The organism is Nocardiopsis sp. CNS-639 (assembly GCF_000381685.1).
GTDB classification, from domain to species: domain Bacteria; phylum Actinomycetota; class Actinomycetes; order Streptosporangiales; family Streptosporangiaceae; genus Nocardiopsis; species Nocardiopsis dassonvillei.
In genome coordinates, this window is the sequence record NZ_KB906858.1 from 12,579 (window position 1) to 34,092 (window position 21,514).

Genomic DNA, 21,514 nt, shown 5'->3' on the forward strand with positions numbered 1-21,514 from the left:
GGTCGGTATGCTGTCCCGGCCGGTATTTCCGGGACTGACGGGGCACGAGGTGGGGCAGCACATGGCGCGAGGACAGCAGACGGCCGAGGCCGACACACCGACCAGATCGGTACCCGAGCGCCTCCTGGGGGCGGCGACGCGCCTGTTCGCCTCCAACGGCTACGAGGGCACCTCCGTGCAGGAGGTCGTGGCCGCGGCGGGCGTCACCAAGGGCGCGATGTACCACTACTTCGGCTCCAAGGACGATCTGCTCTACGAGGTCTACGCCCGCGTGCTGCGCATGCAGACCGAGCACCTGGTGCGGATCGCCTCGCGGGACGAGCCGGTGGCCGACCGCGTGCACGCCGCCGCGGCCGACGTCATCGTCACCAGCGTCGCCAACCTCGACGACACCGTCATCTTCTTCCGCTCCATGCACCAGCTGAGCGATGACAAGCAGCGCGCCGTGCGCGCCGAGCGCCGCCGCTACCACGAGATCTTCCGGGACATGGTCGCCCAGGGGCAGGACGAGGGGGTCTTTCGCACCGACGTCTCCGCCGACCTGGTGGTGAACTACTTCTTCGGCTCGGTGCACCACCTGAGCACCTGGTACCACCCGGGCGGCGCGCTCAGCGGCGAGGACGTGGGGCGCCACTTCGCCGACCTGCTCGTGGCGGGGCTGCGCCCCGGGGCCTGAGCGCGGGGGACCCGACGGCGAGGGGCCGAGGACGAGGGGGCCGGACGCGTCGCGTCCGGCCCCCTCGTGCGCTCCCCGGGGTGCGCACGCGCCGCTAGCGGTACTTGCGCAGCTCCGCGCGGCCCAGCGAGCGCAGGTGCACCTCGTCGGGCCCGTCGGCCAGCCGCAGCGACCGCACCCCCGCCAGCCATCCGGCCAGGGGCAGGTCCTGGCTGACCCCGGCCGCGCCGTGCGCCTGGATCGCCTTGTCCAGGATCCACTCCACCGTGCGCGGGGTGGCGATCTTGATCGCCTGGATCTCGGTGTGCGCGCCCTTGTTGCCCACGGTGTCCATCAGGTACGCGGTCTTGAGCACCAGCAGCCGCAGCTGCTCGATGGCCACGCGCGCCTCGGCGATCCACTCGCGGACCACGCCCTGTTCGGCCAGCGGCCTCCCGAAGGCCACGCGGTCCAGCACCCGGCGGCAGGTGAGCTCCAGGGCACGCTCGGCCATGCCGATACCGCGCATGCAGTGGTGGATGCGGCCCGGCCCCAGCCGGGCCTGGGCGATGGCGAACCCCTCGCCCTCGCCGCCGACCAGGTTCGAGGCGGGCACCCGCACGTCCTCGAACACGACCTCGGCGTGGCCGCCGTGGTCGCTGTCGTCGTAGCCGTACACCGTCATGCCCCGCCTGACCGTCAGCCCGGGGGTGTCGCGCGGCACCAGCACCATGCTCTGCTGCCTGTGCCGCTCGGCTTCGGGGTCGGTCTTGCCCATCACGATGAACACGGCGCACTCGGGGTTGAGGGCCCCGGTGATGTACCACTTGCGTCCGTTGACCACGTACTCGTCGCCGTCGCGGACGATGCTGGTGGTGATGTTAGTGGCGTCGGAGGAGGCCACCGCGGGCTCGGTCATCGCGAACGCCGACCGGATCCGGGCGTCGAGCAGGGGCTCCAACCAGCGCTCGCGCTGCTCGGGGGTGCCGAACATCGTCAGCACCTCCATGTTCCCGGTGTCGGGCGCGGCGCAGTTGAGCGCGATCGGGGCCAGGCGCGGACTGCGCCCGGTGATCTCCGCCAGCGGCGCGTACCGCAGGTTGGGCAGGCCGCCGTGTTCGGGGTGGCCCGCCAGGAACAGGTTCCACAGCCCGCGCTCGCGCGCCTCGGCCTGGAGTTCGCGCACCACCGGCGCGGTGGACCAGTGGTCCTCGCGCGCGGCCAGCTGCTCCTCCAGCACCGCCTCGGCCGGGTAGACGCGCTCGTCCATGAAGGCGAGCAGCCGTTCGCGCAGTTCCTCGGTCTCGCTGTCGTGGGCGAAGTCCATATTCAGTCCTCCTCGAGCATGGTGTGGGCGCGCTTCACCAGGGGCGCGACCACCTCGCCGATCCGGTCGAAGCCCGTTCCGACGGTCAGTCCCCGGCTGTGGCGGAAGTGGATGCCCTCGGCGATCACCGCGAGCTTGAAGCAGCCCAGGGCCACGTACCAGCCCAGCCGGGACACGTCGCGGCCGGTCGCGGCGGCGTACATGCCCACCAGCTCCTCGGGGGAGGGGTAGCCCTCGGCGGAGGTGGCGGGCACGGCGCCCACGCCCACGGGCTGCGCCTGGTAGACGAGCATCAGGCCCAGGTCCACGAGCGGGTCGCCGAGCGTGGCCATCTCCCAGTCCAGGACCGCGTTGATGCGGCCCTCGGAGGTGACCAGCACGTTGTCCAGGCGGTAGTCGCCGTGCACGATCGCGGGCGCCGACTGCTCGGGCAGGGTCGCGGCGAGCCTCTCGTGCAGCTCGTCGATGCCGGGGATGTCCCGGCTGCGGGAGGCCTCCAGCTGCTTGCCCCAGCGGCGGACCTGGCGCTCCAGGAACCCCCGCGGGCGGCCGAAGTCGCCCAGCCCGACCTCCTCGGGCTCCACCGCGTGCAGCTCGCCCAGGGTGGCGATCAGCGCCTCGGCCAGGCCGCGGACGCCCTCGGCGCCCAGCGGGGCGATCTCGTCGCGGGTGCGGAAGGGGGTGCCCGCCACGTGTTCCATGACGTAGAACGGCGCGCCCAGCACCTCGGCGTCCTCGCACAGGACGTGTGTGCGGGGGACGGGCACGGCGGTGTCGCGCAGCGCGCTCATCACCCGGTACTCGCGGGGCATGTCGTGCGCGGTGGCCAGCACGTGGCCCAGCGGCGGGCGGCGCACCACCCAGCTGCCCGCGCCGTCGGTGACCACGTAGGTCAGGTTGGACTTGCCGCCCGCGACCACCCGGCCCTCCAGGGGGCCCGAGACCAGGCCGGGCACGGTCGCGTCCAGGTAGGCGCGCAGGCCGGCCAGGTCCAGGCCCGGGAGCGCGTCCGTGTGTTCGCCGCTCATGCCCGCTCCTCGAAGACCCTGGCCTGGAGGCGGCGCATCCCCGCGAGCCAGCGGTCGGTGTCGTCGGCCCGGGCCGCGTAGTGGTCGGCGACCTGGGGGTGCGGCAGGATCAGGAAGCGCCCGTCGGCCAGGCCGACCATCACCGCGTCGGCGACCTCCTCGGGGGTGATCGCCTCCGGGGACAGGATGGCCCTGCCGGTGTCGCCGCTGCTCTCCAGCAGGTTGGTGCGCACGCCCATCGGGCACACGCACTGCACGGTGATCCCGCGGTCGCCGTAGGTGGCCGACATCCACTCGCCGAAGGCCAGAGCGGCGTGCTTGGTCACCGAGTACGGCGCGCTGCCCAGCATCGTGAGCAGGCCCGCGGCCGACACCGTGGTCAGGAAGCGGCCCCGTCCGCGCTCCAGCCAGCCGGGCACCAGCTCGCGGGCGGCGCGCACGTGGGCCATCACGTTGACCTGCCAGGCCAGGTCCCAGTCGGCCTCCGGGGCCTCGGGGCCGCCGCCCACGCCCACGCCCGCGTTGGCCACGTACAGGTCGATGCCGCCCAGGTGCGCCCCGGCCTCGGCCACGAGCGCGGTGACGCCCGCCTCGCCGGCGGCGTCTCCGGGGACGGCCACCCCGCCGATCTCGGCGGCCACGGCCTCGGCCGCGCCCGCGTCCAGGTCGTTGACCACCACGCGCGCCCCGGCTCCGGCGAGTCTGCGCGCGATCGCGGCGCCGATGCCGTTGCCCGCGCCGGTGACCACGGCCCCGGTGTCGGTCAGGTCCACGTCACACACCTCCGGTGAGGGTGAGGCCGCCGTCCAGGACGAGGGTGCGGCCGGTGATCCAGGAGGCGTCGTCGGAGAGCAGGAAGGCCACCGCGCCCGCCACGTCCTCGGGCTCGCCCAGGCGCCCCAGGGGGTACTGGGCGGCGACCTTCTCCTCGCGCCCCTCGTAGAGGGCGGCGGCGAACCGGGTCTTGACCACGGCCGGGGCGACGCCGTTCACGCGGACCCCCGGGCCCAGTTCGACGGCCAGCTCCTCGGTGACGTGGATGAGCGTCGCCTTGGTGGCGCCGTAGAAGCCGATGCCGGGGGCGGGCCTGGTCCCGGCCACGGAGGAGACGTTGACGACGGCGCCGCCGTGCTCGGCCATCCAGGCGTGGTAGGCCTTCTGCGTCCACGAGATCGCGGACAGCACGTTGACCTCGAAGATCTTGCGGGCCGCGTCCAGGTTCAGGTCGATCATCCGCCCGTAGACCGGGTTGATGCCGGTGTTGTTGACGAACATGTCGATGCTGCCGAAGGCCTCCAGGGTGGCGGCCACGGCCGCGTCCTGGTGCTCGGGGTCGTCGGCCCGGCCGGGGACGCCGATGGCGTGCTCGGGTCCGCCCAGGGTCTTGACGGCCTCCTCCAGGGGCTCGGGCCTGCGCGCCGTGACGCACACGCGCGCGCCCTCGTCGACGAGCCGCTGGGCGACGGCCAGGCCGATGCCCCGGCTCGCGCCGGTGACGATGGCGGTCCGCCCGCCGAACCGGGATGTCATTCCGCTCTCCTTAGACCGACTGGTCGGTATGTCAGGGCGACTCTATGCCGGGGGAGGTGCGTGCCGCAAGAGGCGAAAGGACCGCCGAAGCGGGACAATGGCGGCGCGGGCCGACGACGTCCCCCCGCGGACCGGAGAGTGAGGGCTTCCATGACGACCGACGTGGTCGATGTACGGGACAGGAAACGCTACGAGATCAGGGTTGACGGGGAGGTGGCCGGGTTCGCCGAGTACATCCTCACCGACGACATGGTGACCTTCACCCACACCGAGATCGACCCCGCCCACGAGGGGCGGGGCCTGGGCGGGACCCTGGTCAGAGGGGCCCTGGACGACGTGCGCCCGCGGGGCCTGATGGTGCTGCCCCTGTGCCCCTTCGTCAAGGGGTGGATCCAGCGCCACCCCGACTACACCGACCTGGTCTACCGCAGCGCCGCCGAGTAGGGCCGACCGTGCGGAGGGCTCCCCCCGGGCTCCCCGTGGCGGTGTCCGTCCGGCGCGGCGGACCGGCGCGGCGCTCACCGCGTTCGCGCCGGTCCGCCTCCGGGCCGTCGAAATCCGACACGTCGGACATTTGGTGATCTACGTGGTAAAGGTGGCGCTTCCTCAGGCAGTGGTGTCGAGGGTGAGTTTGCCGACGGTTCCCCGGGAGCGCAGCGCCTCGTGCGCCCGCGCGGCCTCGCCCAGGGGGTAGGAGCCGCCCAGGACGGGCCTCAGGTGCCCCTCCGCCACCAGCGTGAACAGCTCGGCCATCGCCCGGCTCATCACGTCGCCCGGCAGCGTCCACACGTGCGGCAGCCACATGCCGCTCACGCTGGTGGAGAAGCGCATGAGGTTGGCCGGCTGCACCGGGCTGGGCAGTTCGCGCGAGGCCATTCCGTAGAAGGCCAGGCGTCCGAACGGCGCCAGTGCCCGCACGCTCCGGTCGGTGACCCGGCCGCCCACCATGTCCAGGACGGCGTCCACGCGCTGGCCGCCGTTGGCCTCGATCAGCGCCTCGGTCATGTCGGGGGCCGCTGAGTCCACGACGGCGTCCGCGCCCAGCTCCACGGCCAGCGCGCGCTTGTCCTCACTGCTGGCCACGGCGACGACCCGCCCGGCGCCGAACCGCTTGGCCAGCTGGACGGCGAGCGTGCCCACGCCGCCCGCCGCCGCGTGCACCACGACCGTCTCGCCCGGGTCCATCCGCACGGACCTGCGCAGCAGCACCCAGGCGGTGGCGCCCTGCACGATCAGGGCGAGCGCGTCCTCGTCGGAGACCCCGTCGGGGACGTCGAAGGCCGTGCCGGTGGCGGCGGTGGCCTTCTCGGCGTAGCCGCCGCTGGTGGTCAGGGCGACCACGCGGCGGCCGTCGGCGGTGCGTCCGGCGATCTCCATGCCCGGGACCAGTGGAAGCGTGGCGGGGGCCAGGTAGCTGTTCTCGGCCTGGTGGGTGTCGGCGAAGTTGACCCCGGCGCGGGTGACGTCGACGAGGACCTCGCCGGGGCCCGCCTCGGGGTCGGGCAGTTCGGTGAGGCGCAGGACCTCGGGTCCGCCGAACTCGGTGATCTGGATGGCGCGCATGGGCGACTCCTCCTTCGTCTGTTCATACCGACCAGGTGGTATGTTACCGGCCGGTCGGGTCGGGGCACCCGCCGTGTCCCGGCCGTTCGGACGGGTGTCGCGGGCGGAGGTGGTGTCGCAGGGGCGCTCCCGGGGGCTTGCGCCGGTCTGCCTAACGTTGTTAGGTGTGGGGTGCCGCGCACCGATGGGGAGGACGCACGTGGACGCCGAGTACACAGTGACGACAGCAGCCGGACGGGTCCGGGGCACCGCCTCGCCTCGCTCCGAGAGCGGCGGGGTCGCCGTCTACCGGGGCGTGCCCTACGCCGCCGCCCCCTTCGGGGAGTACCGCTTCGCCGCCCCCGCGCCCGCCGCCCCCTGGGACGGCGTCCGCGACTGCACCTCCTTCGGCCCTCCGCCCCCGCAGGGGAACCAGCTCCTGGGCGCGGCGCCCTGGACCCCGGGGACGTCCCTGGACTGCCTGTCGCTCAACGTGTGGACCGCCGCCCGCGAGGGCGACCGCGCCCCCGTGCTGGTGTGGATCCACGGGGGCGCCTACATCGTCGGAGCGGCCTCCGAGATCACCTACGACGGCACCCGGCTCGCCGAGAGCGGCCTGGTCGTGGTGGGGATCAACTACCGCCTGGGCTTCGAGGGCTTCGGCCACGTGCCCGGCCGCCCCGACAACCGCGGTCTGCTCGACCAGGCCGCCGCCCTGCGGTGGGTGCGGGAGAACGTCTCCGCCTTCGGGGGAGACCCCGACAACGTGACGGTGGCGGGGGAGTCCGCCGGGGCCGGTTCGGTCGCGTGCCTGATGGCCTCGCCGCGGGCCCGGGGCCTCTTCCGGCGCGCGATCGCGCACAGCGTGCCGGGGGACATGCTCACCGCGGACACCGCGCGGCTGGTCTCCGAGCGGATCGCCGCGGCCGCGGGTGTGCCGCTGGATGCGGAGGCCCTGGCCGCGCTGGCACCGGAGAAGCTGCTGGAGGCCACCGACGCGGTGCTCGACTCCGCCCCCTCCGGGGGCTCGGGGGGCGTGCGCACCAAGCCCTTCACCTGCTTCGCTCCCGTGGTCGGCGGGCCCGACCTGCCCGAGGCCCCGCTGGAGGCGGTCGCGCGCGGCGCCGCCTCGGGGGTGGACCTGCTGGTCGGCCACAACGCCCACGAGTACCGGCTGTTCACCGAGCTGGGGCAGAGCGTGGAGATCGACGACGAGTCCGCCCTGGCGGTGACCGCCTCCCGCCTGGGGCTGGGGGAGGACGCGGTGGCCGCCTACCGGTCGGTGCACCCAGGGGCCACGCTGCGCGAGCTGTTCGCCGCGATCCAGGGCGACGCGCTGTTCTGCGAGTACACGGTGCGTTTCGCCGAGGCGCACGCCGCGGCCGGGGGCCGCGCCCACTTCTTCCGGCTGGCCGCGGAGAGCCCGGCCATGGAGGGGCGCCTGGGGGCCTGCCACGCCTTCGACCTGCCGTTCGCGTTCGGCAACCTGGACACCGACTTCGGGCGGTTCCTGCTCGGCGGCGAGCCCAGCGAGGCGCACCGGGCGCTGTCGGGGCGGATGGTCGCGGCCTGGCGCGACTTCGCCGCCACGGGGGACCCGGGCTGGCCCGCGGTGACGGCCGGGGCCACCGCGGTCAAGGTGTGGGACGCCGACGACCTGCTGCACGCCAGTGACTCCTCGCCGGTGCGCGGGCTGTGGGCCGGGGTGACACTCGCTCCGAGGTAGGCGGGTTCCCCGTGCGGCGGCCGGGGCGCCGTCCCGCTTCGACCCGCGGCCGGTAAAGGTTGGGAAAACGCCTCGCGGTCCGGTCGGGGCGGGTGGGGGAGAGGGGCATCCTCACAGGTAGGAGTGGGTGGCGTCGGTGGCCGGGGCGCACCGGGTCCGCGGTGCGGGGGCGTGGCCGCCGACTGGCACCACCCCGCCGGAGGTGCCCGATGACCACGAACGTCTTCGTCCTGGGGCTCGACGACCAGAACCGGGAGGTCCTGCGCTCGCTGCCCGCCGAACGCGGCTACCGCTTCCTCCAACTGCTCGACCTCGACGAGATCGGTCAGGACAGGCCGGTGGACCTGCCCGCGGTCCTGGCCCTGGCCGCCGGGAGGCTCGACTCCTTCGGGGAGGGGGTCGACGCGGTCATCGGTTTCTGGGACTTCCCGGTCAGCTCGCTGGTGCCGCTGCTGTGCCGGGACCGGGGGCTGTCGTGCGCGCCCCTGGAAGCCGTCGTCCGGTGCGAGCACAAGTACTGGAGCCGCCTGGAGCAGCGCGCCGTCATCCCCGAGGCCGTTCCCCGGTTCGCCGAGGTCGGCCTCGACGCCACGGCCAGACCGGAGGGGCTGTCCTACCCGCTGTGGGTCAAGCCGGTGAAGTCGTGCTCCTCCGAACTGGCCTTCCGCGCCGCCGACGACGCCGAGTTCCGTGCGGCGATGGACCGGATCAGGGCGGGCGCCGGGCGCTTCGGCACGTCCTTCCAGTGGGTGATGGACCTGCTGCGGCTGCCCCCGGAGGTGGCCGGGTGCGGGGGCACGGCCGCGCTGGCCGAGGAGGAGGCCACGGGCGACCAGCTCACCGTCGAGGGCTACGTCCGCCGGGGCGTTCCCCACGTCTACGGGATCGTCGACTCCCACCGCTACCCGGGCACGTCCAGTTTCCTGCGCTACGAGTACCCGTCCAAGGTGCCCGAAGAGGTCGGCGCGCGCCTGACCGAGCTGTCCGAACGGGTGATCTCCCGGATCGGCCTGGACGACGTCACCTTCAACATCGAGTACTTCCACGATCCGCGCAGCGGCGACGTCCGGCTCCTGGAGATCAACCCGCGCCACTCCCAGTCGCACGCCAGGTTGTTCGAGCTCGTGCGCGGGGTGTCCAACCACGAGATCTGTCTGAGGGTCGCGCTGGGGGAGGAACCCGAGCTGGAACGCGACGGGCGGTACGCGGTGGCCGCCAAGTGGTTCCTGCGCCGCTTCCGCGACGGCTTCGTCGCGGCGGTGCCCACCGCCGAGGACGTCGCGCGTGCGGAGAAGACGGCGCCGGGTACGAAGGTGGAGATCGTCGCGCGCCAGGGCCAGTGGCTCTCCGACCTGCCCCTCCAGGACAGCTACAGCTTCGAGCTGGCCCAGGTGTTCGTGGGCGGCGGGGACAGCGAGGAGTGCGAGCGCAGGTACCGGGCCTGCGTGGCGGAACTGCCCTTCACGATCCATGACACCGACGACGTCCGACAGGAGGGGGTCCGGTGATGAGGACCGTCAGCGACCTGCCCCACGAGGTCCGTGAGGACGAGTACGTCCTGATCCCGATCAGTGATGGGGTCCGGCTGGCCGCGCGGATCTGGCGTCCGGTGGGGAGCGAGGAGGCCCCGGTGCCGGCGGTCCTGGAGTTCATCCCGTACCGCAGGCGCGACCTGACCGCGCAGCGCGACTCGGTGCACCACCCCTACATGGCCGGGCACGGGTACGCGTGCGCCCGCGTGGACCTGCGCGGCAGCGGCGACTCCGAGGGGGTGCTCACCGACGAGTACCTGGAACGCGAGCTCCTGGACGCGGAGGAGGTGCTGGCCTGGCTCGCCGAGCAGCCCTGGTGCGACGGCCGCACCGGGATGATGGGTATCTCCTGGGGCGGGTTCAACGCCCTCCAGGTCGCCGCGCGGCGGCCGGAGAGCCTGCGGGCGATCGTGACCGCCTGCTCCACCGACGACCGCTACTCCGACGACGTGCACTACATGGGCGGGTGCCTGCTGGGGGACAACCTGTCGTGGGCCTCCACGATGTTCGCCTACAACTCCTGCCCGCCCGATCCGGAGCTGGTCGGTGAGCGCTGGCGCGACATGTGGCACGAGCGGCTGGAGCACAGCGGCCTGTGGCTCGACACCTGGCTGCGCCACCAGCACCGGGACGCGTACTGGAGGCACGGTTCGGTGGCCGAGGACCTGGACGCGATCCGGGTGCCCGTCATGGCCGTCAGCGGGTGGGCCGACGGTTACTCCAACTCGGTCTTCCGGCTGCTGGAGGGGTTGAGCGTCCCCCGTCTGGGCCTGTTGGGCCCCTGGTCGCACAAGTACCCGCACCTGGGCCAGCCCGGCCCCGCCATCGGCTTCCTCCAGGAGGTGGTGCGCTGGTGGGACCGCTGGCTCAAGGGCGTGGACAACGACGTGATGGACGCGCCCGTCCTGCGGGCCTGGATGCAGGAGAGCGTGGCGCCCTCCACCTCCTACGAGGCCCGGCCGGGGCGCTGGGTCGGTGAGCGCGAGTGGCCCTCGCCGGACGTCGCGCTGGTACCGCGCGACCTGGGCGCGGGCCGGGTGCTCGCGGAGGGGGAGCCCTCGGGGCGGGAGGACGTGCTGACCCTGTCCTCCCCGCTGTCCACCGGACAGCACGCGGGCAAGTGGTGTTCGTACAACGCCCCTCCGGACCTGCCCTACGACCAGCGCGAGGACGACGGCGGGTCCATCGTCTTCGACAGCGTGCCGCTTCCCCGGAGGTTGGAGATCCTGGGCTCCGCGGTGGTCGAACTCGAACTGGCGGTGGACCGGCCCGACGCGATGGTCGCGGTGCGGTTGTGCGACGTCACGCCCAAGGGGCAGGCCACGCGGGTGACCTACGGGCTGCTCAACCTCACCCACGCCGACGGCCACGAGAGGCCGCGCAAGCTCGTGCCCGGGCGCCGGTACCGCGTGTCGGTCCCCCTCAACGGTGTGGCCCAGGCCTTCCCGGCCGGGCACCGGGTGCGGGTCTCGGTCTCCACCTCCTACTGGCCGCTGGTGTGGCCCTCGCCCGAGCCGGTGACCCTCTCGGTGTTCCAGGGGGAGCACACCCGCGTGCTGCTTCCGGTGCGTCCGGTCGAGGGCGGTGGTGACGGGCGGGGCGTGGCCGCTTTCGGCGAGCCCGAGGGCACCGTCCCGATCGCGACGAGCCGGGTCGCTCCGGGCGAGGAGCGGTGGGACCTGACCCAGGACCTCGTGCGCTACGGGGCGGCGCTGGAGGTGGTCAAGGACCTGGGGACGGTGCGCTTCGACGACATCGACCTGGAGGTGACCCGTCGGGCGGAGGAGCGCTACAGCAGGGTCGGCGATGACCACGACTCGGTCCGTGGTGAGGCGGTTTGGACGATGGGCTTCGCCCGCGGTGACTGGTCCGTGCGGACCAGGACCCACACGGTGCTCACGTCCACGGCGACCGACTTCCACCTGCACGCGACGTTGGACGCCTACGAGGGCACGCGGCGCGTGGCCACCAAGATCTACACCTCGGTGATCCCGCGGGACCACGTCTGACCCGGGCGGGGCCCGGTCGGGGGCGACCGGCCTCCGCCACCGCGGGTACGGGGAGGAGCTGACTCCCGCGCGCCCGAGGGGCCGCGGGGCCCGGGGCGGCGGGCGGGCACCCGGCGACGCGCTGCGATGCGGGGCGCCCTCGCCTGGGGGGCTGACGCCCGAGGGACCGAGGGGCCGCAGGGCCCGGACGCCCGCCAGGCCGGGGTGCTCGTGACGCCCGTGCCGGCCCTCGGTTGCGGCGCGGGTGCGGGGAGGGCGGTCGCACCCTCCCCGCACCCGTCGGCGGCGAGGGGCGTTACTTGCCCAGACCGGCGCGGCGCAGCGCCTCGGCCATCGCGCCCTGAGGGGCGGCGCCCCCGCTGTTGTCGCGGCCGCGTCCGCCGCCGTTGCCCCGGCGTCGGTCGTTGCCGCCGCGGTCGCCGCGCTCCTCGCGGCCGCCCCGGCCGCCGCGGGCGGGCGCCTCGTCGTCCAGGCGCATGGTCAGGGAGATGCGCTTGCGCGGGATGTCGACGTCCTGGACCTTGACCTTCACGATGTCGCCCGGCTTGACCACGTCGCGCGGGTCCTCCACGAACTTGTACGACAGCGCCGACACGTGCACCAGGCCGTCCTGGTGCACGCCCACGTCCACGAACGCGCCGAAGGCCGCCACGTTGGTGACCACGCCCTCCAGGAGCATGCCCGGGGTCAGGTCCTGGAGCTTCTCCACGCCCTCCTTGAAGGTGGCGGTGGTGAAGGCCGGGCGCGGGTCCCGGCCGGGCTTGTCCAGCTCGGCGAGGATGTCGGTGACCGTGGGCAGACCGAAGGTGTCGTCCACGAAATCCTCGGGGCGCACCCGCGACAGCAGGTCCTTGTTGCCGATGAGCGAGGGCAGGTCGGTCCCCACCCGGTCCAGGATGCGCCGCACCACCGGGTAGGCCTCGGGGTGCACCGCCGAGGCGTCCAGCGGGTCGTCGCCGCCGGACACGCGCAGGAAGCCCGCGCACTGCTCGAAGGCCTTGGGGCCCAGGCGCGGCACCGAGCGCAGCGCCTCGCGGGTGCGGAAGGGGCCGTTGGCGTCGCGGTGCGCGACGATGTTGCGCGCCAGGGTGGAGGTCACGCCCGACACGCGGGTCAGCAGCGGCACCGACGCGGTGTTGACGTCCACGCCCACGCCGTTCACACAGTCCTCGACCACCGCGTCCAGGGAGCGCGACAGCTTGGTCTCGGCCAGGTCGTGCTGGTACTGGCCGACCCCGATCGACTTGGGGTCGATCTTGACCAGCTCGGCCAGCGGGTCCTGGAGGCGGCGGGCGATGGAGGCGGCGCCGCGCAGCGACACGTCCAGGTCCGGCAGCTCCTCGGAGGCGTAGGCCGAGGCCGAGTACACCGACGCGCCCGCCTCCGACACCATCACCTTGGTGAGGTTGAGTTCGGGGTGGCGCTTGATCAGGTCGGCGGCGAGTTTGTCGGTCTCGCGGGAGGCGGTGCCGTTGCCGATCGCGACCAGTTCCACGCCGTGGGCGGCGCACAGCCTGGCCAGGCTGTGGATGGCGCCGTCCCAGTCGCGGCGGGGCGCGTGCGGGAAGACCGTGTCGGTGGCCACGACCTTGCCGGTGGCGTCGGTGACCGCGACCTTGACCCCGGTGCGCAGGCCCGGGTCCAGGCCCAGGGTGGCGCGGCTTCCGGCGGGGGCCGCCAGCAGCAGGTCGCGCAGGTTGGCGGCGAACACGTTCACGCCGTCGTCCTCGGCCCGCTGCCACAGCCGCATGCGCACGTCGATGTCCAGCCGCACCAGGATGCGGGTGCGCCAACCCCAGCGCACGGTGTCCTGGAGCCAGCGGTCGGCGGGGCGGCCGCGGTCCACGATCCCGAAGTGGTGGGCGATGGCGTTCTCGTAGGTGCTGCGGGGCGTGGTGCCGTCGGCGTTCTCGGCCGGGGCGTCCTCCGGCTCCAGGGTGAGGGTGAGGATCTCCTCCTTCTCGCCCCGGTACATGGCCAGCACGCGGTGTGAGGGCAGTTGGGTGAGCGGTTCGGAGAACGCGAAGTAGTCGGCGAACTTGGCGCCGACCTCCTCCTTGCCCTCGCGCACGGCCGAGCCCAGCCGGCCCCTCTCCCACAGCCGCTCGCGCAGGACGCCGGTGAGGTCGGCGTCCTCGGCGAAGCGCTCCACCAGGATGGCGCGGGCCCCGTCCAGGGCGGCCTTGACGTCGGCCACCTCCTTGTCGGGGTCGACGTAGGCCGCGGCCGCCTCCTGGGGGTCCTGGGTGGGGTCGGCCAGCAGCCCCTCGGCCAGGGGTTCGAGCCCCGCCTCGCGGGCGATCTGGGCCTTGGTACGCCGCTTGGGCTTGTAGGGGAGGTAGATGTCCTCCAGCCGGGCCTTGGAGTCGGCCGCGTGGATGCTGGCCTCCAGCGCCTCGTCCAGCTTGCCCTGGGAACGGATGGACTCCAGGATCGCTGTCCGGCGCTCGGCCAGCTCACGCAGGTAGCGCAGGCGCTCCTCCAGGGCGCGCAGCTGGGCGTCGTCCAGCGCTCCGGTGGCCTCCTTGCGGTAGCGGGCGATGAAGGGCACGGTCGATCCGCTGTCGAGCAGGTCGACGGCGGCGGTGACCTGGTGTGCGCCCACTCCGAGTTCCTCGGCGATGCGCTGGTCGATCGTGGGTGTCACAGGCGTCGTCACTGGTTAAACGTCCACTCTCTGGCTGTTCGGTGCGGGGACATTCTGGTGGCGGGGAGCGACATTGTCATCCCGTCTGCCCCGTGTCCCAGGTTCGCGCACTGTGGCGGTGGTCTCGCCCGGTTTCCCGTGCGGGGAGCGGCGGACGCGGCGCGGGGCCCTCGCCGGGGCGGTTGCGCAAAGAACGGGGCGGGGCGGCCTCCGTGCGCGGGGCCGGTCCGTGCGGTCGGAGGTGAGGGAGGCGGTCGGAGGCGGTCGGGAGGGAGGAACCCGGGGGTGGCGGTGCCCGGATTCCCCGCTTCCAGGAAAGCGGAAGGGGCCGGTCCGCGCCAGCCCCCGTCACCGCCTGTGGACGACCGCGCCGCACCCTCCCACCGGGGACGCACCCGCGCCGGGTCAGCCGTCGGTCTCGTTGAGGTAGTCGGGGGCGTAGTACTCGTCGAGGGGGAGCGGGCCCCGGTAGCCCTGGCACATGCACTGGCGGTAGGTGGAGCTGGCCTGCCCGGTCCAGCGGCCGGGGATGACCACCTGGGTCTGGCACCTCTTGTTCTGCTGGTCGTGGAAGACCAGGTGGTGGCCGCATCCGCAGAGGGGCTGGGGGCTTTGCGGTGTGCCCAGGGCGCGGGCCTGTTCCTGCCTGCGCTGCTGGTCGAGCGCCTCCCGCGCCTGGCGTTTGGTCAGCAGGCGGCCGAACAGGAACCCGCCGAGAGCGATCGTGGCTCCGAAGACCATGGAGACCGGATCCATCCGGCGACACCTCATTCCTTGAGCCGGAACCCGCCCCGGAGCCCGGGGCGTACGTCCTCCATTGTCGCCCATAACGGGCTTCCCGTGGCGGGGAGGTTCCTTCCCCGCGCTCCTGTCAACGGGTGACGGCGGTACGCCCGAAAGTAATGCAAAGAAATCTATGCACGTATCTCTTTGCAAAGAAACCTTTGTTTTACGGTGGTGGCACCCCCGAACCCAGGAGGACCTCCATGGCCACCGAATTCCCCGCCGCACCGCCGCGCACCGAACGCCTCGGCGGGGTCTTCCACCGCTTCTGGGCGGCCGGAACCCTCACCAACCTCGGCGACGGCATGCTGGCCACCGCCCTGCCGCTGATCGCCGCCACCCTCACCCACGACCCGCTCGCCGTCTCGGGGCTGGTGGTGGCGCGCTTCCTTCCCTGGCTGCTCGTCGCGCCGTTCGCGGGCGTGCTGCTGGACCGGGTCGACCGCCTCCGCGCCATGACGGTCTCCAGCACGGTCGCCGCGATCGCCGTCACGGCCCTGGCCGTGCTGATCGCCACCGGCGGCGCCACCCTGTGGGCCCTGTACGCCACGATCTTCGTGGTGGTCTGCTGCGAGACGGTCACCGACCCCGTCACCCGGATCACCGTGGCGCGGATCGTGCCCGGCCGCCTGCTGGACCGGGCCAACAGCAGGCTGGAGGGCGGCCGCCTGGTCGCCCAGGACTGTGTGGCCACCCCCGTCGCCGGTGTGCTCTTCGCGGTCGCCGCCGCCCTGCCCGTGGCCGGAACGGCCCTGACCTACGCCCTGTGCGCCGTGCTCGTGGTGACCGTCGCCCTCATGCTGCGGCGCGTTCCCGCCCCGGCCGAGCCCACCGAGTCCAACGGGAGCGCGGAGAGCGGTGAGGGCGCGGGGTCCGGCCAGGGCGTCCTGCGCTCCCTGCGGGAGGGCTTCGCCCACGTCTTCGGCCAGCCGCTGACGCGGGGCCTGGCGTTCAACAACGCCGGGTCCATGATCGGCATCCAGATGGCCACCTCGGTGCTGGTCCTCTACGCCCAGGAGGTGCTGGGCGTTCCCGCGGCCCTGTACGGGCTCTTCCTGGCGTCGATCGCGGTCGGAGGCGTCCTGGGGGCGGTGCTGGCCTCCCGGCTCGTCGCGGGCCTCGGCCGCAGGGCGGTCATGATGGGCGGTTACCTGGGGATGGGGGCGTGCCTGCTGACGGTGGGCCTGGTGCCCAACGCCTGGTTCGCCGCCCTCGCCTGGGGGCTGATGGGCCTGTGCCTGACGGTGACCAACGTGTCCGGTTCGCTGTTCTTCCAGGCCGTGGTCCCCTCCCACGTGCGCGCCCGGGCGGCCGCCGCCTTCCGCATGGTCGGGTGGGGGCTGTCCCCGGTCGGCGCGCTGCTGGGCGGCCTGCTGGGCCGGATCGACCTCGCCCTGCCCTTCCTGGTCGGCGGACTGGTCATGGTGGCCACGCCGCTGGTCTTCCGCGGGGCCGTCGCCGAGTGCGCGCGGCTGTCCGACGAGGCCGTGGCCTCCGCCGCCGACGAGCGCTGACCCCGCCGCGCTCCAGGAGGACGACACATGTGCCAGCGGCACCAAGAAAGCTTTGCAGCGGACTGTTTGCGGAAGGGTCGCCGCAGTACGGTGAGGGCCATGACCGACGACGACCCCGACGTCCCCGCCGACTCCGACCAGCGGATGCGGGTCAGCGCCCAAGCCCTGCGGGGCCTGGCCCACCCGCTACGCGCCCGCCTGCTGGACGAGCTCAGGCTCAACGGCCCGGCCACCGCCACCATCCTGGGCCGGCGCCTGGGGGAGAGCAGCGGCGCCACCAGCTACCACCTGCGCCAACTGTCGCGCTACGGGTTCATCGACAACGAACCGGGGCGCACGGGCGGACGCGAGCGCTGGTGGCGGATGCGCCCCGGCGGCTGGAGCATGTCCGGGCACGAGTTCCTGAGCAACCCCGAGACCAGGATCATCGCCCAGGCCGTCCTGGACCGCCTCTACCAGCAGAGGCGGAGGCGGTTCGCGGACTGGACCGCACTGGTCTCCGACAGTCCCGACCTGCCCGCGGTGCGCAGGTGGAAGGACGCCGCGAACGACTCCACCAGCCACGCCAGGATGACCCCGGAGGAGGCGGCCGAGTTCGCCGACGCGCTCCACGACTTCCTCAGCTCCTGGGGGAGACGCTTCCAGGGGCGGACCCCCGAGAGCCACCCCGACACCGACGTCGTCCAGGTGGACACCGCCCTCTTCCCGGTCCTGCCCGAGGCCGAGGGCAGGTCGGACGGAACCGCCGCCGAGCGGGACTGACCGCCCGACGGCCGCCCCTCAGGCCTCGCGCAGCTTCTTGAGCGCGGCCACGTCGGCGGCGTGCGGACCGGCCGGGCCCGGGGTCTCCAGGATCAGCGGCACCCCGGCGCTCACCGGGTGGCGGAACAGCTCACCGAACGGCTCCGCGCCGATGTGCCCGGCGCCGATGTTCTCGTGCCGGTCCTTGCAACTGCCGCACGCGGCCTTGGAGTCGTTGCAGTGCACGACCTTCAACCGGTCGGCGCCGACCACCGCGCCGAAGCGGTCCAGGGCCGCGCGCATGCCCTCCACCGTGGAGATGTCGTGCCCGGCGGCGAACATGTGCGCGGTGTCCAGGCACACGCCCACGCGCGGGTGCCACTCCAGCACCTCCAAGTAGGCGGCCAGGTCGTCGATGGTCGCGCACAGCACCTGGCCCTGACCGGCCATCGGCTCCAGCAGCACCGGCGGGACGTCCTCGCCCAGCCTCTCCAGCAGCGGCATCAGCCGTTCGCGGGTGCGCGACAGGCCCACCTCGCGTCCGCCGGAGACGGCCGAGCCGGTGTGCACGACCACCCCCAGCGCGTCGATCTGGGCCGAGCGGCGCAGCGCGTGCTCCAGGGAGCGCACCGACTTCTCGGCGGTCTCCTCGCCGGGGGTGCCCAGGTTGATCAGGTAGGGGGCGTGTACGAACACGGGCAGGTCGGTGCGCTCGCGCATCCGCGCGTCCTGCGCGGGGTCGCCCCCGTTGGTCGCCCACCCGCGCGGATTGGACACGAAGACCTGGACCGCCTCCGCGCCGATCTCCCCGGCGTAGGCCAGGCCCTTGTCGGCCATGCCGCCCGCGACCGGGACGTGTGCGCCGACCGGGGACGGGGGCCGCTGCTGCTCGCTCTTCTCCATAGCCCAACAAGCCTAGAGGCCGGTCGGAGCCGTCGGTCCGTGCCGGTGCTCACACCGCCCGACCGGGGAGGCGGGGGCGGCCGCCGTCCAGCCCGGTCGCGGGCGGGGCGTGCCGGGGCCGCCGGAAGCGGTGTGCGCTCCCGGCGGCGGGTCCTGCGCGGGTCGCGCTCCGGTCACCAGCCCCCGGGCGGGATCGGCCGGTTGGAGTGGAACACCCCGCGCGGGTCGTACGCGGCCTTGACGTGGGCGAGCCGCGCGCGGTCGTCCTCGTCGAAGACCTCGCGGACCTCGGCCTCCTCCATCGGCCCGAAGCCCAGCGTGGACGAGCGGCCCACCGCGTGCGGCCCGAACAGCGCCGCGGCCCGCTCGCGCAGGTCGCGCATCGCCCCGGTGTCCCCGGTCTCGGCGAAGGTCAGCACCGTCAGCGCGTAGGCGGCGTCCCGGTGCCCGACGGCGTTGGCGACCCGCGGCTCCCGGGCCAGCGCCCCGCCCAGGTGGCGCAGCCAGACCACGCAGAAGAACGGCGCCTCGCCCGTCATCCGGGTCAGCTCGGCCAGCGCCTTTCCGTCCAGCCGGTCCACCAGCACGCTGCGGCCGCGGAACCCCGCCTGGTCCTGGTGCTCGTCGAAGACCGCGCCCGACTCGTCGTAGGGCATCTCGCGCAGGGTGTCCCCCAGCACCGGGGCGGCCGAGCGCAGCGGCTCCACCACCTTCGCCCCCTCCTCCACCGGGCCCGACCAGGCCACCGACACCTGGGCCACCTGGCGGCCGCGCATCGGCTCGGGCACGCCCTCCATGTCCGGGTAGACCATCACGGAGGCCCCCGAGGTCATCTCCTCGGGCACCGACTCGGCCCACCGCCGCCAGGCCTCCAGCACCCCCGGTTCGGCTCCGGCGTCCAGGAGCAGGCTTCCGCCGTAGATCCGCGGGACCGGGAACAGGGCGATCTCCATCCCGGTGACCACGCCGAACGCGCCCGCGCCGCCGCCGCGCACCGCCCAGAACAGGTCGGGGTCGTCGTCCCCGGTGACCTGCCGCAGGCGGCCGTCGGCGGTGACCAGGTCCACGCGCCGCACGTGGTCGGCGGCGAACCCGTACCGGCGGGCCAGCAGCCCCACGCCGCCGCCGAGCGTGTAGGAGACCGCGCCCACGGCGGGGGAACTGCCCGACAGGGGCGCCAACCCGTGTTCGGCGGCCGCGTCGACCACCGTCTGCCAGGTGGCCCCGGCCTCCACCCACGCCGTGCCGCGGTCGGGGTCCACCCGTACCCCGTCCATGCGGTGGGTGGCGAGGAGGACACCGCCCGCCATACCCGCGCCGAGCCCGTGCCCGGTGAGATGGGCCGACACCCGCAGCCCCCGTTCCGAGGCCCAGGCCACGGCGGCGCGCACGTCCTGGGCGTCGACCGGCTCCACCACGGCGTCGGGACTGTGCCGGTCCAGCAGCTGCATTCCCGTGCGGGCCCCCTCGTAGGCGTCGGTCCCGGGCGCGTGCACCGGTCCGCTCACCCGTCGGGTCAGGTCCCGCAGGGTGTCCGTGTCGCTCGTCGTGCTCTCGGTGCCCGTGTTCTCGTTGTTCTCGTTCATGTGGGCCACCGTAGAAACCCATGCGGTCACAACATGACCGCGATCTCTGGCAGGCTGCGTTCATGGGCCGATCCGTACGCGGGGAGATGCCGCAGCGGCTGCTGCGGCTGCTGTCCCTGCTCCAGGTCCGGCGCGAGTGGAGCGGCGCGGAGCTCACCGAGCGGCTCGGCGTCAGCGCCCGCACCCTGCGCCGCGACGTCGAACGGCTGCGCGGGCTCGACTACCAGGTGGAGGGCACGCCCGGGGTGGCGGGCGGCTACCGCCTGGCCTCGGGACGCGACCTGCCCCCGCTGCTGCTGGAGGACGAGGAGGCCGTCGCGATCGCCCTGGGGCTGGCCACCGCCACCGGGTTCCAGGACAGCGCGCTGCGCGCCCTGGCCAAGCTCGAACGCGTCCTGCCCGCCCGCCTGCGCCCTCGGCTGGCCGCCGTGGGCGGCGCCACCAGCGCGGTGCCCCACCCCGACGTCCCCGGTGTGGACCCCGCCGTCCTGGGGTCGCTGGCCTCCTCCTGCCGCGACCTGGCCGTCACCGACTTCGACTACCGCGACCGGGAGGGCAACGCCCGCGGTCGCCGGGTCGAGCCGCACCACCTGGTCTCCCACGGCGGGCACTGGTACCTGATCGCGCACGACACCGACCGCGACGACTGGCGCACCTTCCGGGTGGACCGGGTCAGCGGCCCGCGGCCCACCCACCGGCGGTTCGAGCCGAGGCCGCTGCCCGCGCCCGACCCGGCGGCCTTCCTCACCCGGCTCTTCGCCGCGGGCGTCTACAGACACACCGCGCACCTGACCCTGGAGCTGTCCGCCGAGGACTTCCACAGCCGCTTTTACGGCCCCCTGCCCGGCCGTGTCGAACCGCTGGACGACCACCGCTGCCGCATCCGGATCAGCGCCGACTCCCTCGACCTGGTGTGCCAGTACACGGCGGCGGCCCTGGCCCTCGGCGTCCCCTTCACGCTGGACGCCCCGCCCGGGGTCGTCGAGCGCCTGCGGGAGGTCGGCGCTCGCCTGGCCCCTCCCTGAACCGCGACCGCCGATGGCCCGCGACCGGCCGCGGGAGCGCTAGGGTCGGGGCCGTGAACACCGATTCCGCGCACCCGACCCTGTCCGACGTGACCGCCGCCTTCGAGCGGGTCTATCCGCCCGTGTGGGCCGCATCCTGGGACGCGGTCGGGCTGGTGGCGGGCGACCCCGCGCAACGGGTCGCGCGGGTGCTGTTCGCCGTCGACCCGGTCGACGCGGTCGTCGACGAGGCCCTGACCTGGGGCGCAGACCTGATCATCACCCACCACCCGCTGATGCTGCGCGGTGTCACCAGCGTGGCCGCCAACACCCCCAAGGGTCGGATCGTGCACCGGCTCATCCGGTCGGGGACCGCCCTGTACACCGCGCACACCAACGCCGACACCGCCTCGCCCGGCGTGTCCGACGCGCTGGCCCGCGCGGTCGGCCTCACCGGGCCGCTGCGGCCCCTGGACCCCGACGCCACCGACCCCGAGGGGCGCCGCGGCATCGGCCGGATCGGCGCCCTGGACAGGCCGGTGCTCCTGCGCGAGTTCGCCGAGCAGGTCGCCCGCGGGCTGCCCGCCACCGCGGCCGGGATCCGCGTCGCGGGGGACCCGGACCGCATCGTGAACACCGTCGCGGTGTCCGGGGGAGCGGGGGACTCCCTGCTCGGTGCGGCCCGGGCCGCGGACGTGGACGTGTTCGTCACCTCCGACCTGCGCCACCATCCCGCCTCGGAGTTCGTGGAGAACCCGGGCGGCCCCGCCCTGGTCGACACCGCCCACTTCGCCAGCGAGTGGCCCTGGCTGGCCGACGGTGCGCGCCACCTGGTCGACGCACTCGGGCGCGCGGGCGGCCCGGATGGGGCTAACGTGGAGGTCCGCGTCTCGACGACGGTCACGGACGCCTGGTCACAGGCCGTCTCACACGTCTGAGAGAGACCACGGGCCCCGCGGGGTCGCCGACCAAACTGCACAGAGTAGA

18 protein-coding genes are annotated in these 21,514 nt (G+C 73.7%); 9 read left to right on the forward strand and 9 right to left on the reverse strand.

All coding sequences use genetic code 11. The annotated features are described in order from the left end of the window. The first annotated feature begins 61 nt into the window (after positions 1–61). Positions 62–676: a TetR/AcrR family transcriptional regulator gene (locus G011_RS0109420; RefSeq protein ID WP_019608241.1), complete on the forward strand. Its 615-nt coding sequence runs from the start codon at positions 62–64 to the stop codon at positions 674–676. Positions 677–770: 94 nt separating this feature from the next. On the opposite strand, the gene G011_RS0109425 is transcribed toward G011_RS0109420, so the two are convergent. The 4 genes from G011_RS0109425 to G011_RS0109440 are packed head-to-tail and all read right to left on the reverse strand — an operon-like array spanning position 771 to position 4,540. Then, a complete protein-coding gene (locus G011_RS0109425; RefSeq protein WP_019608242.1) occupies positions 771–1,982 on the reverse strand; it encodes an acyl-CoA dehydrogenase family protein in 1,212 nt (403 codons plus the stop codon). A gap of 2 nt (positions 1,983–1,984) precedes the next feature. Next, positions 1,985–3,010, reverse strand: coding sequence for a phosphotransferase family protein (locus G011_RS0109430; RefSeq protein ID WP_019608243.1), 1,026 nt, complete (start codon positions 3,008–3,010; stop codon positions 1,985–1,987). Further along, on the reverse strand, positions 3,007–3,783 hold the full coding sequence (locus tag G011_RS0109435) for an SDR family oxidoreductase (protein ID WP_019608244.1): 777 nt from the start codon (positions 3,781–3,783) through the stop codon (positions 3,007–3,009). Before G011_RS0109435 ends, G011_RS0109430 begins: the two co-directional genes overlap by 4 nt. Position 3,784: 1 nt before the next feature. Next, the gene (locus G011_RS0109440; RefSeq protein ID WP_019608245.1) at positions 3,785–4,540 is read right to left on the reverse strand and encodes an SDR family oxidoreductase; all 756 of its coding nucleotides are present in this window, start codon (positions 4,538–4,540) and stop codon (positions 3,785–3,787) included. A gap of 150 nt (positions 4,541–4,690) precedes the next feature. Between G011_RS0109440 and G011_RS0109445 the strand changes: the two genes are divergently transcribed. After that, positions 4,691–4,984 carry a GNAT family N-acetyltransferase gene (locus tag G011_RS0109445; protein ID WP_019608246.1) on the forward strand — a complete coding sequence of 98 codons (294 nt, stop codon included), beginning with the start codon at positions 4,691–4,693 and terminating at the stop codon, positions 4,982–4,984. A gap of 162 nt (positions 4,985–5,146) precedes the next feature. Here the strand turns inward: G011_RS0109445 and G011_RS0109450 are convergent, their stop codons facing one another. Continuing rightward, complete coding sequence (locus tag G011_RS0109450) at positions 5,147–6,103, reverse strand: NADPH:quinone oxidoreductase family protein (RefSeq protein WP_019608247.1); 957 nt, start codon at positions 6,101–6,103, stop codon at positions 5,147–5,149. 199 nt (positions 6,104–6,302) lie between these two features. Here G011_RS0109450 and G011_RS0109455 point away from each other — a divergent pair, with 199 nt between their 5' ends. The 3 genes from G011_RS0109455 (at position 6,303) to G011_RS0109465 (ending at position 11,349) form a co-directional block, all read left to right on the forward strand. Further along, the gene (locus G011_RS0109455) at positions 6,303–7,808 is read left to right on the forward strand and encodes a carboxylesterase/lipase family protein (RefSeq protein ID WP_019608248.1); all 1,506 of its coding nucleotides are present in this window, start codon (positions 6,303–6,305) and stop codon (positions 7,806–7,808) included. Between the two features lie 209 nt (positions 7,809–8,017). After that, positions 8,018–9,316, forward strand: coding sequence for an acetyl-CoA carboxylase biotin carboxylase subunit family protein (locus tag G011_RS0109460; protein ID WP_019608249.1), 1,299 nt, complete (start codon positions 8,018–8,020; stop codon positions 9,314–9,316). Further along, complete coding sequence (locus G011_RS0109465; protein WP_019608250.1) at positions 9,316–11,349, forward strand: CocE/NonD family hydrolase; 2,034 nt, start codon at positions 9,316–9,318, stop codon at positions 11,347–11,349. The genes G011_RS0109460 and G011_RS0109465 overlap by 1 nt, the downstream gene beginning before the upstream one ends. Positions 11,350–11,644: 295 nt before the next feature. On the opposite strand, the gene G011_RS0109470 is transcribed toward G011_RS0109465, so the two are convergent. Together G011_RS0109470 and G011_RS0109475 are read right to left on the reverse strand one after the other, a co-directional pair. After that, on the reverse strand, positions 11,645–14,008 hold the full coding sequence (locus G011_RS0109470) for a Tex family protein (protein ID WP_036552457.1): 2,364 nt from the start codon (positions 14,006–14,008) through the stop codon (positions 11,645–11,647). A gap of 393 nt (positions 14,009–14,401) precedes the next feature. Further along, positions 14,402–14,752 (reverse strand): hypothetical protein, encoded by a 351-nt coding sequence (locus G011_RS0109475; RefSeq protein WP_019608252.1) that lies wholly within the window; start codon positions 14,750–14,752, stop codon positions 14,402–14,404. A gap of 230 nt (positions 14,753–14,982) precedes the next feature. Here G011_RS0109475 and G011_RS0109480 point away from each other — a divergent pair, with 230 nt between their 5' ends. After that, positions 14,983–16,293, forward strand: a complete 1,311-nt coding sequence (locus G011_RS0109480; protein ID WP_019608253.1) for an MFS transporter — start codon at positions 14,983–14,985, stop codon at positions 16,291–16,293. 99 nt (positions 16,294–16,392) lie between these two features. Further along, a complete protein-coding gene (locus G011_RS0109485) occupies positions 16,393–17,055 on the forward strand; it encodes a helix-turn-helix domain-containing protein (RefSeq protein WP_019608254.1) in 663 nt (220 codons plus the stop codon). Between the two features lie 18 nt (positions 17,056–17,073). Here the strand turns inward: G011_RS0109485 and G011_RS0109490 are convergent, their stop codons facing one another. Next, positions 17,074–17,937: a deoxyribonuclease IV gene (locus G011_RS0109490; protein WP_019608255.1), complete on the reverse strand. Its 864-nt coding sequence runs from the start codon at positions 17,935–17,937 to the stop codon at positions 17,074–17,076. 173 nt (positions 17,938–18,110) lie between these two features. Next, positions 18,111–19,523, reverse strand: coding sequence for an FAD-binding oxidoreductase (locus G011_RS32855; RefSeq protein ID WP_019608256.1), 1,413 nt, complete (start codon positions 19,521–19,523; stop codon positions 18,111–18,113). Positions 19,524–19,585: 62 nt separating this feature from the next. Between G011_RS32855 and G011_RS0109500 the strand changes: the two genes are divergently transcribed. Together G011_RS0109500 and G011_RS0109505 are read left to right on the forward strand one after the other, a co-directional pair. Then, positions 19,586–20,548 (forward strand): YafY family protein, encoded by a 963-nt coding sequence (locus tag G011_RS0109500; protein WP_026338168.1) that lies wholly within the window; start codon positions 19,586–19,588, stop codon positions 20,546–20,548. Positions 20,549–20,601: 53 nt separating this feature from the next. Continuing rightward, positions 20,602–21,465, forward strand: coding sequence for a Nif3-like dinuclear metal center hexameric protein (locus G011_RS0109505; RefSeq protein ID WP_019608258.1), 864 nt, complete (start codon positions 20,602–20,604; stop codon positions 21,463–21,465). The last annotated feature ends 49 nt before the right edge of the window (positions 21,466–21,514 follow it).

What these genes read in the sequence shown, in the direction of transcription:
- G011_RS0109485 (WP_019608254.1), top strand. Translation starts at nt 16,393, where the DNA reads ATGACCGACGACGACCCCGACGTCCCCGCCGACTCCGACCAGCGGATG.
- G011_RS0109460 (WP_019608249.1), top strand. Translation starts at nt 8,018, where the DNA reads ATGACCACGAACGTCTTCGTCCTGGGGCTCGACGACCAGAACCGGGAG.
- G011_RS0109445 (WP_019608246.1), top strand. Translation starts at nt 4,691, where the DNA reads ATGACGACCGACGTGGTCGATGTACGGGACAGGAAACGCTACGAGATC.
- G011_RS0109450 (WP_019608247.1), bottom strand. Translation starts at nt 6,103, where the DNA reads ATGCGCGCCATCCAGATCACCGAGTTCGGCGGACCCGAGGTCCTGCGC.
- G011_RS0109475 (WP_019608252.1), bottom strand. Translation starts at nt 14,752, where the DNA reads ATGGATCCGGTCTCCATGGTCTTCGGAGCCACGATCGCTCTCGGCGGG.
- G011_RS0109490 (WP_019608255.1), bottom strand. Translation starts at nt 17,937, where the DNA reads ATGGAGAAGAGCGAGCAGCAGCGGCCCCCGTCCCCGGTCGGCGCACAC.
- G011_RS0109440 (WP_019608245.1), bottom strand. Translation starts at nt 4,540, where the DNA reads ATGACATCCCGGTTCGGCGGGCGGACCGCCATCGTCACCGGCGCGAGC.
- G011_RS0109465 (WP_019608250.1), top strand. Translation starts at nt 9,316, where the DNA reads ATGAGGACCGTCAGCGACCTGCCCCACGAGGTCCGTGAGGACGAGTAC.
- G011_RS0109425 (WP_019608242.1), bottom strand. Translation starts at nt 1,982, where the DNA reads ATGGACTTCGCCCACGACAGCGAGACCGAGGAACTGCGCGAACGGCTG.
- G011_RS32855 (WP_019608256.1), bottom strand. Translation starts at nt 19,523, where the DNA reads ATGAACGAGAACAACGAGAACACGGGCACCGAGAGCACGACGAGCGAC.
- G011_RS0109430 (WP_019608243.1), bottom strand. Translation starts at nt 3,010, where the DNA reads ATGAGCGGCGAACACACGGACGCGCTCCCGGGCCTGGACCTGGCCGGC.
- G011_RS0109500 (WP_026338168.1), top strand. Translation starts at nt 19,586, where the DNA reads ATGGGCCGATCCGTACGCGGGGAGATGCCGCAGCGGCTGCTGCGGCTG.
- G011_RS0109480 (WP_019608253.1), top strand. Translation starts at nt 14,983, where the DNA reads ATGGCCACCGAATTCCCCGCCGCACCGCCGCGCACCGAACGCCTCGGC.
- G011_RS0109420 (WP_019608241.1), top strand. Translation starts at nt 62, where the DNA reads ATGGCGCGAGGACAGCAGACGGCCGAGGCCGACACACCGACCAGATCG.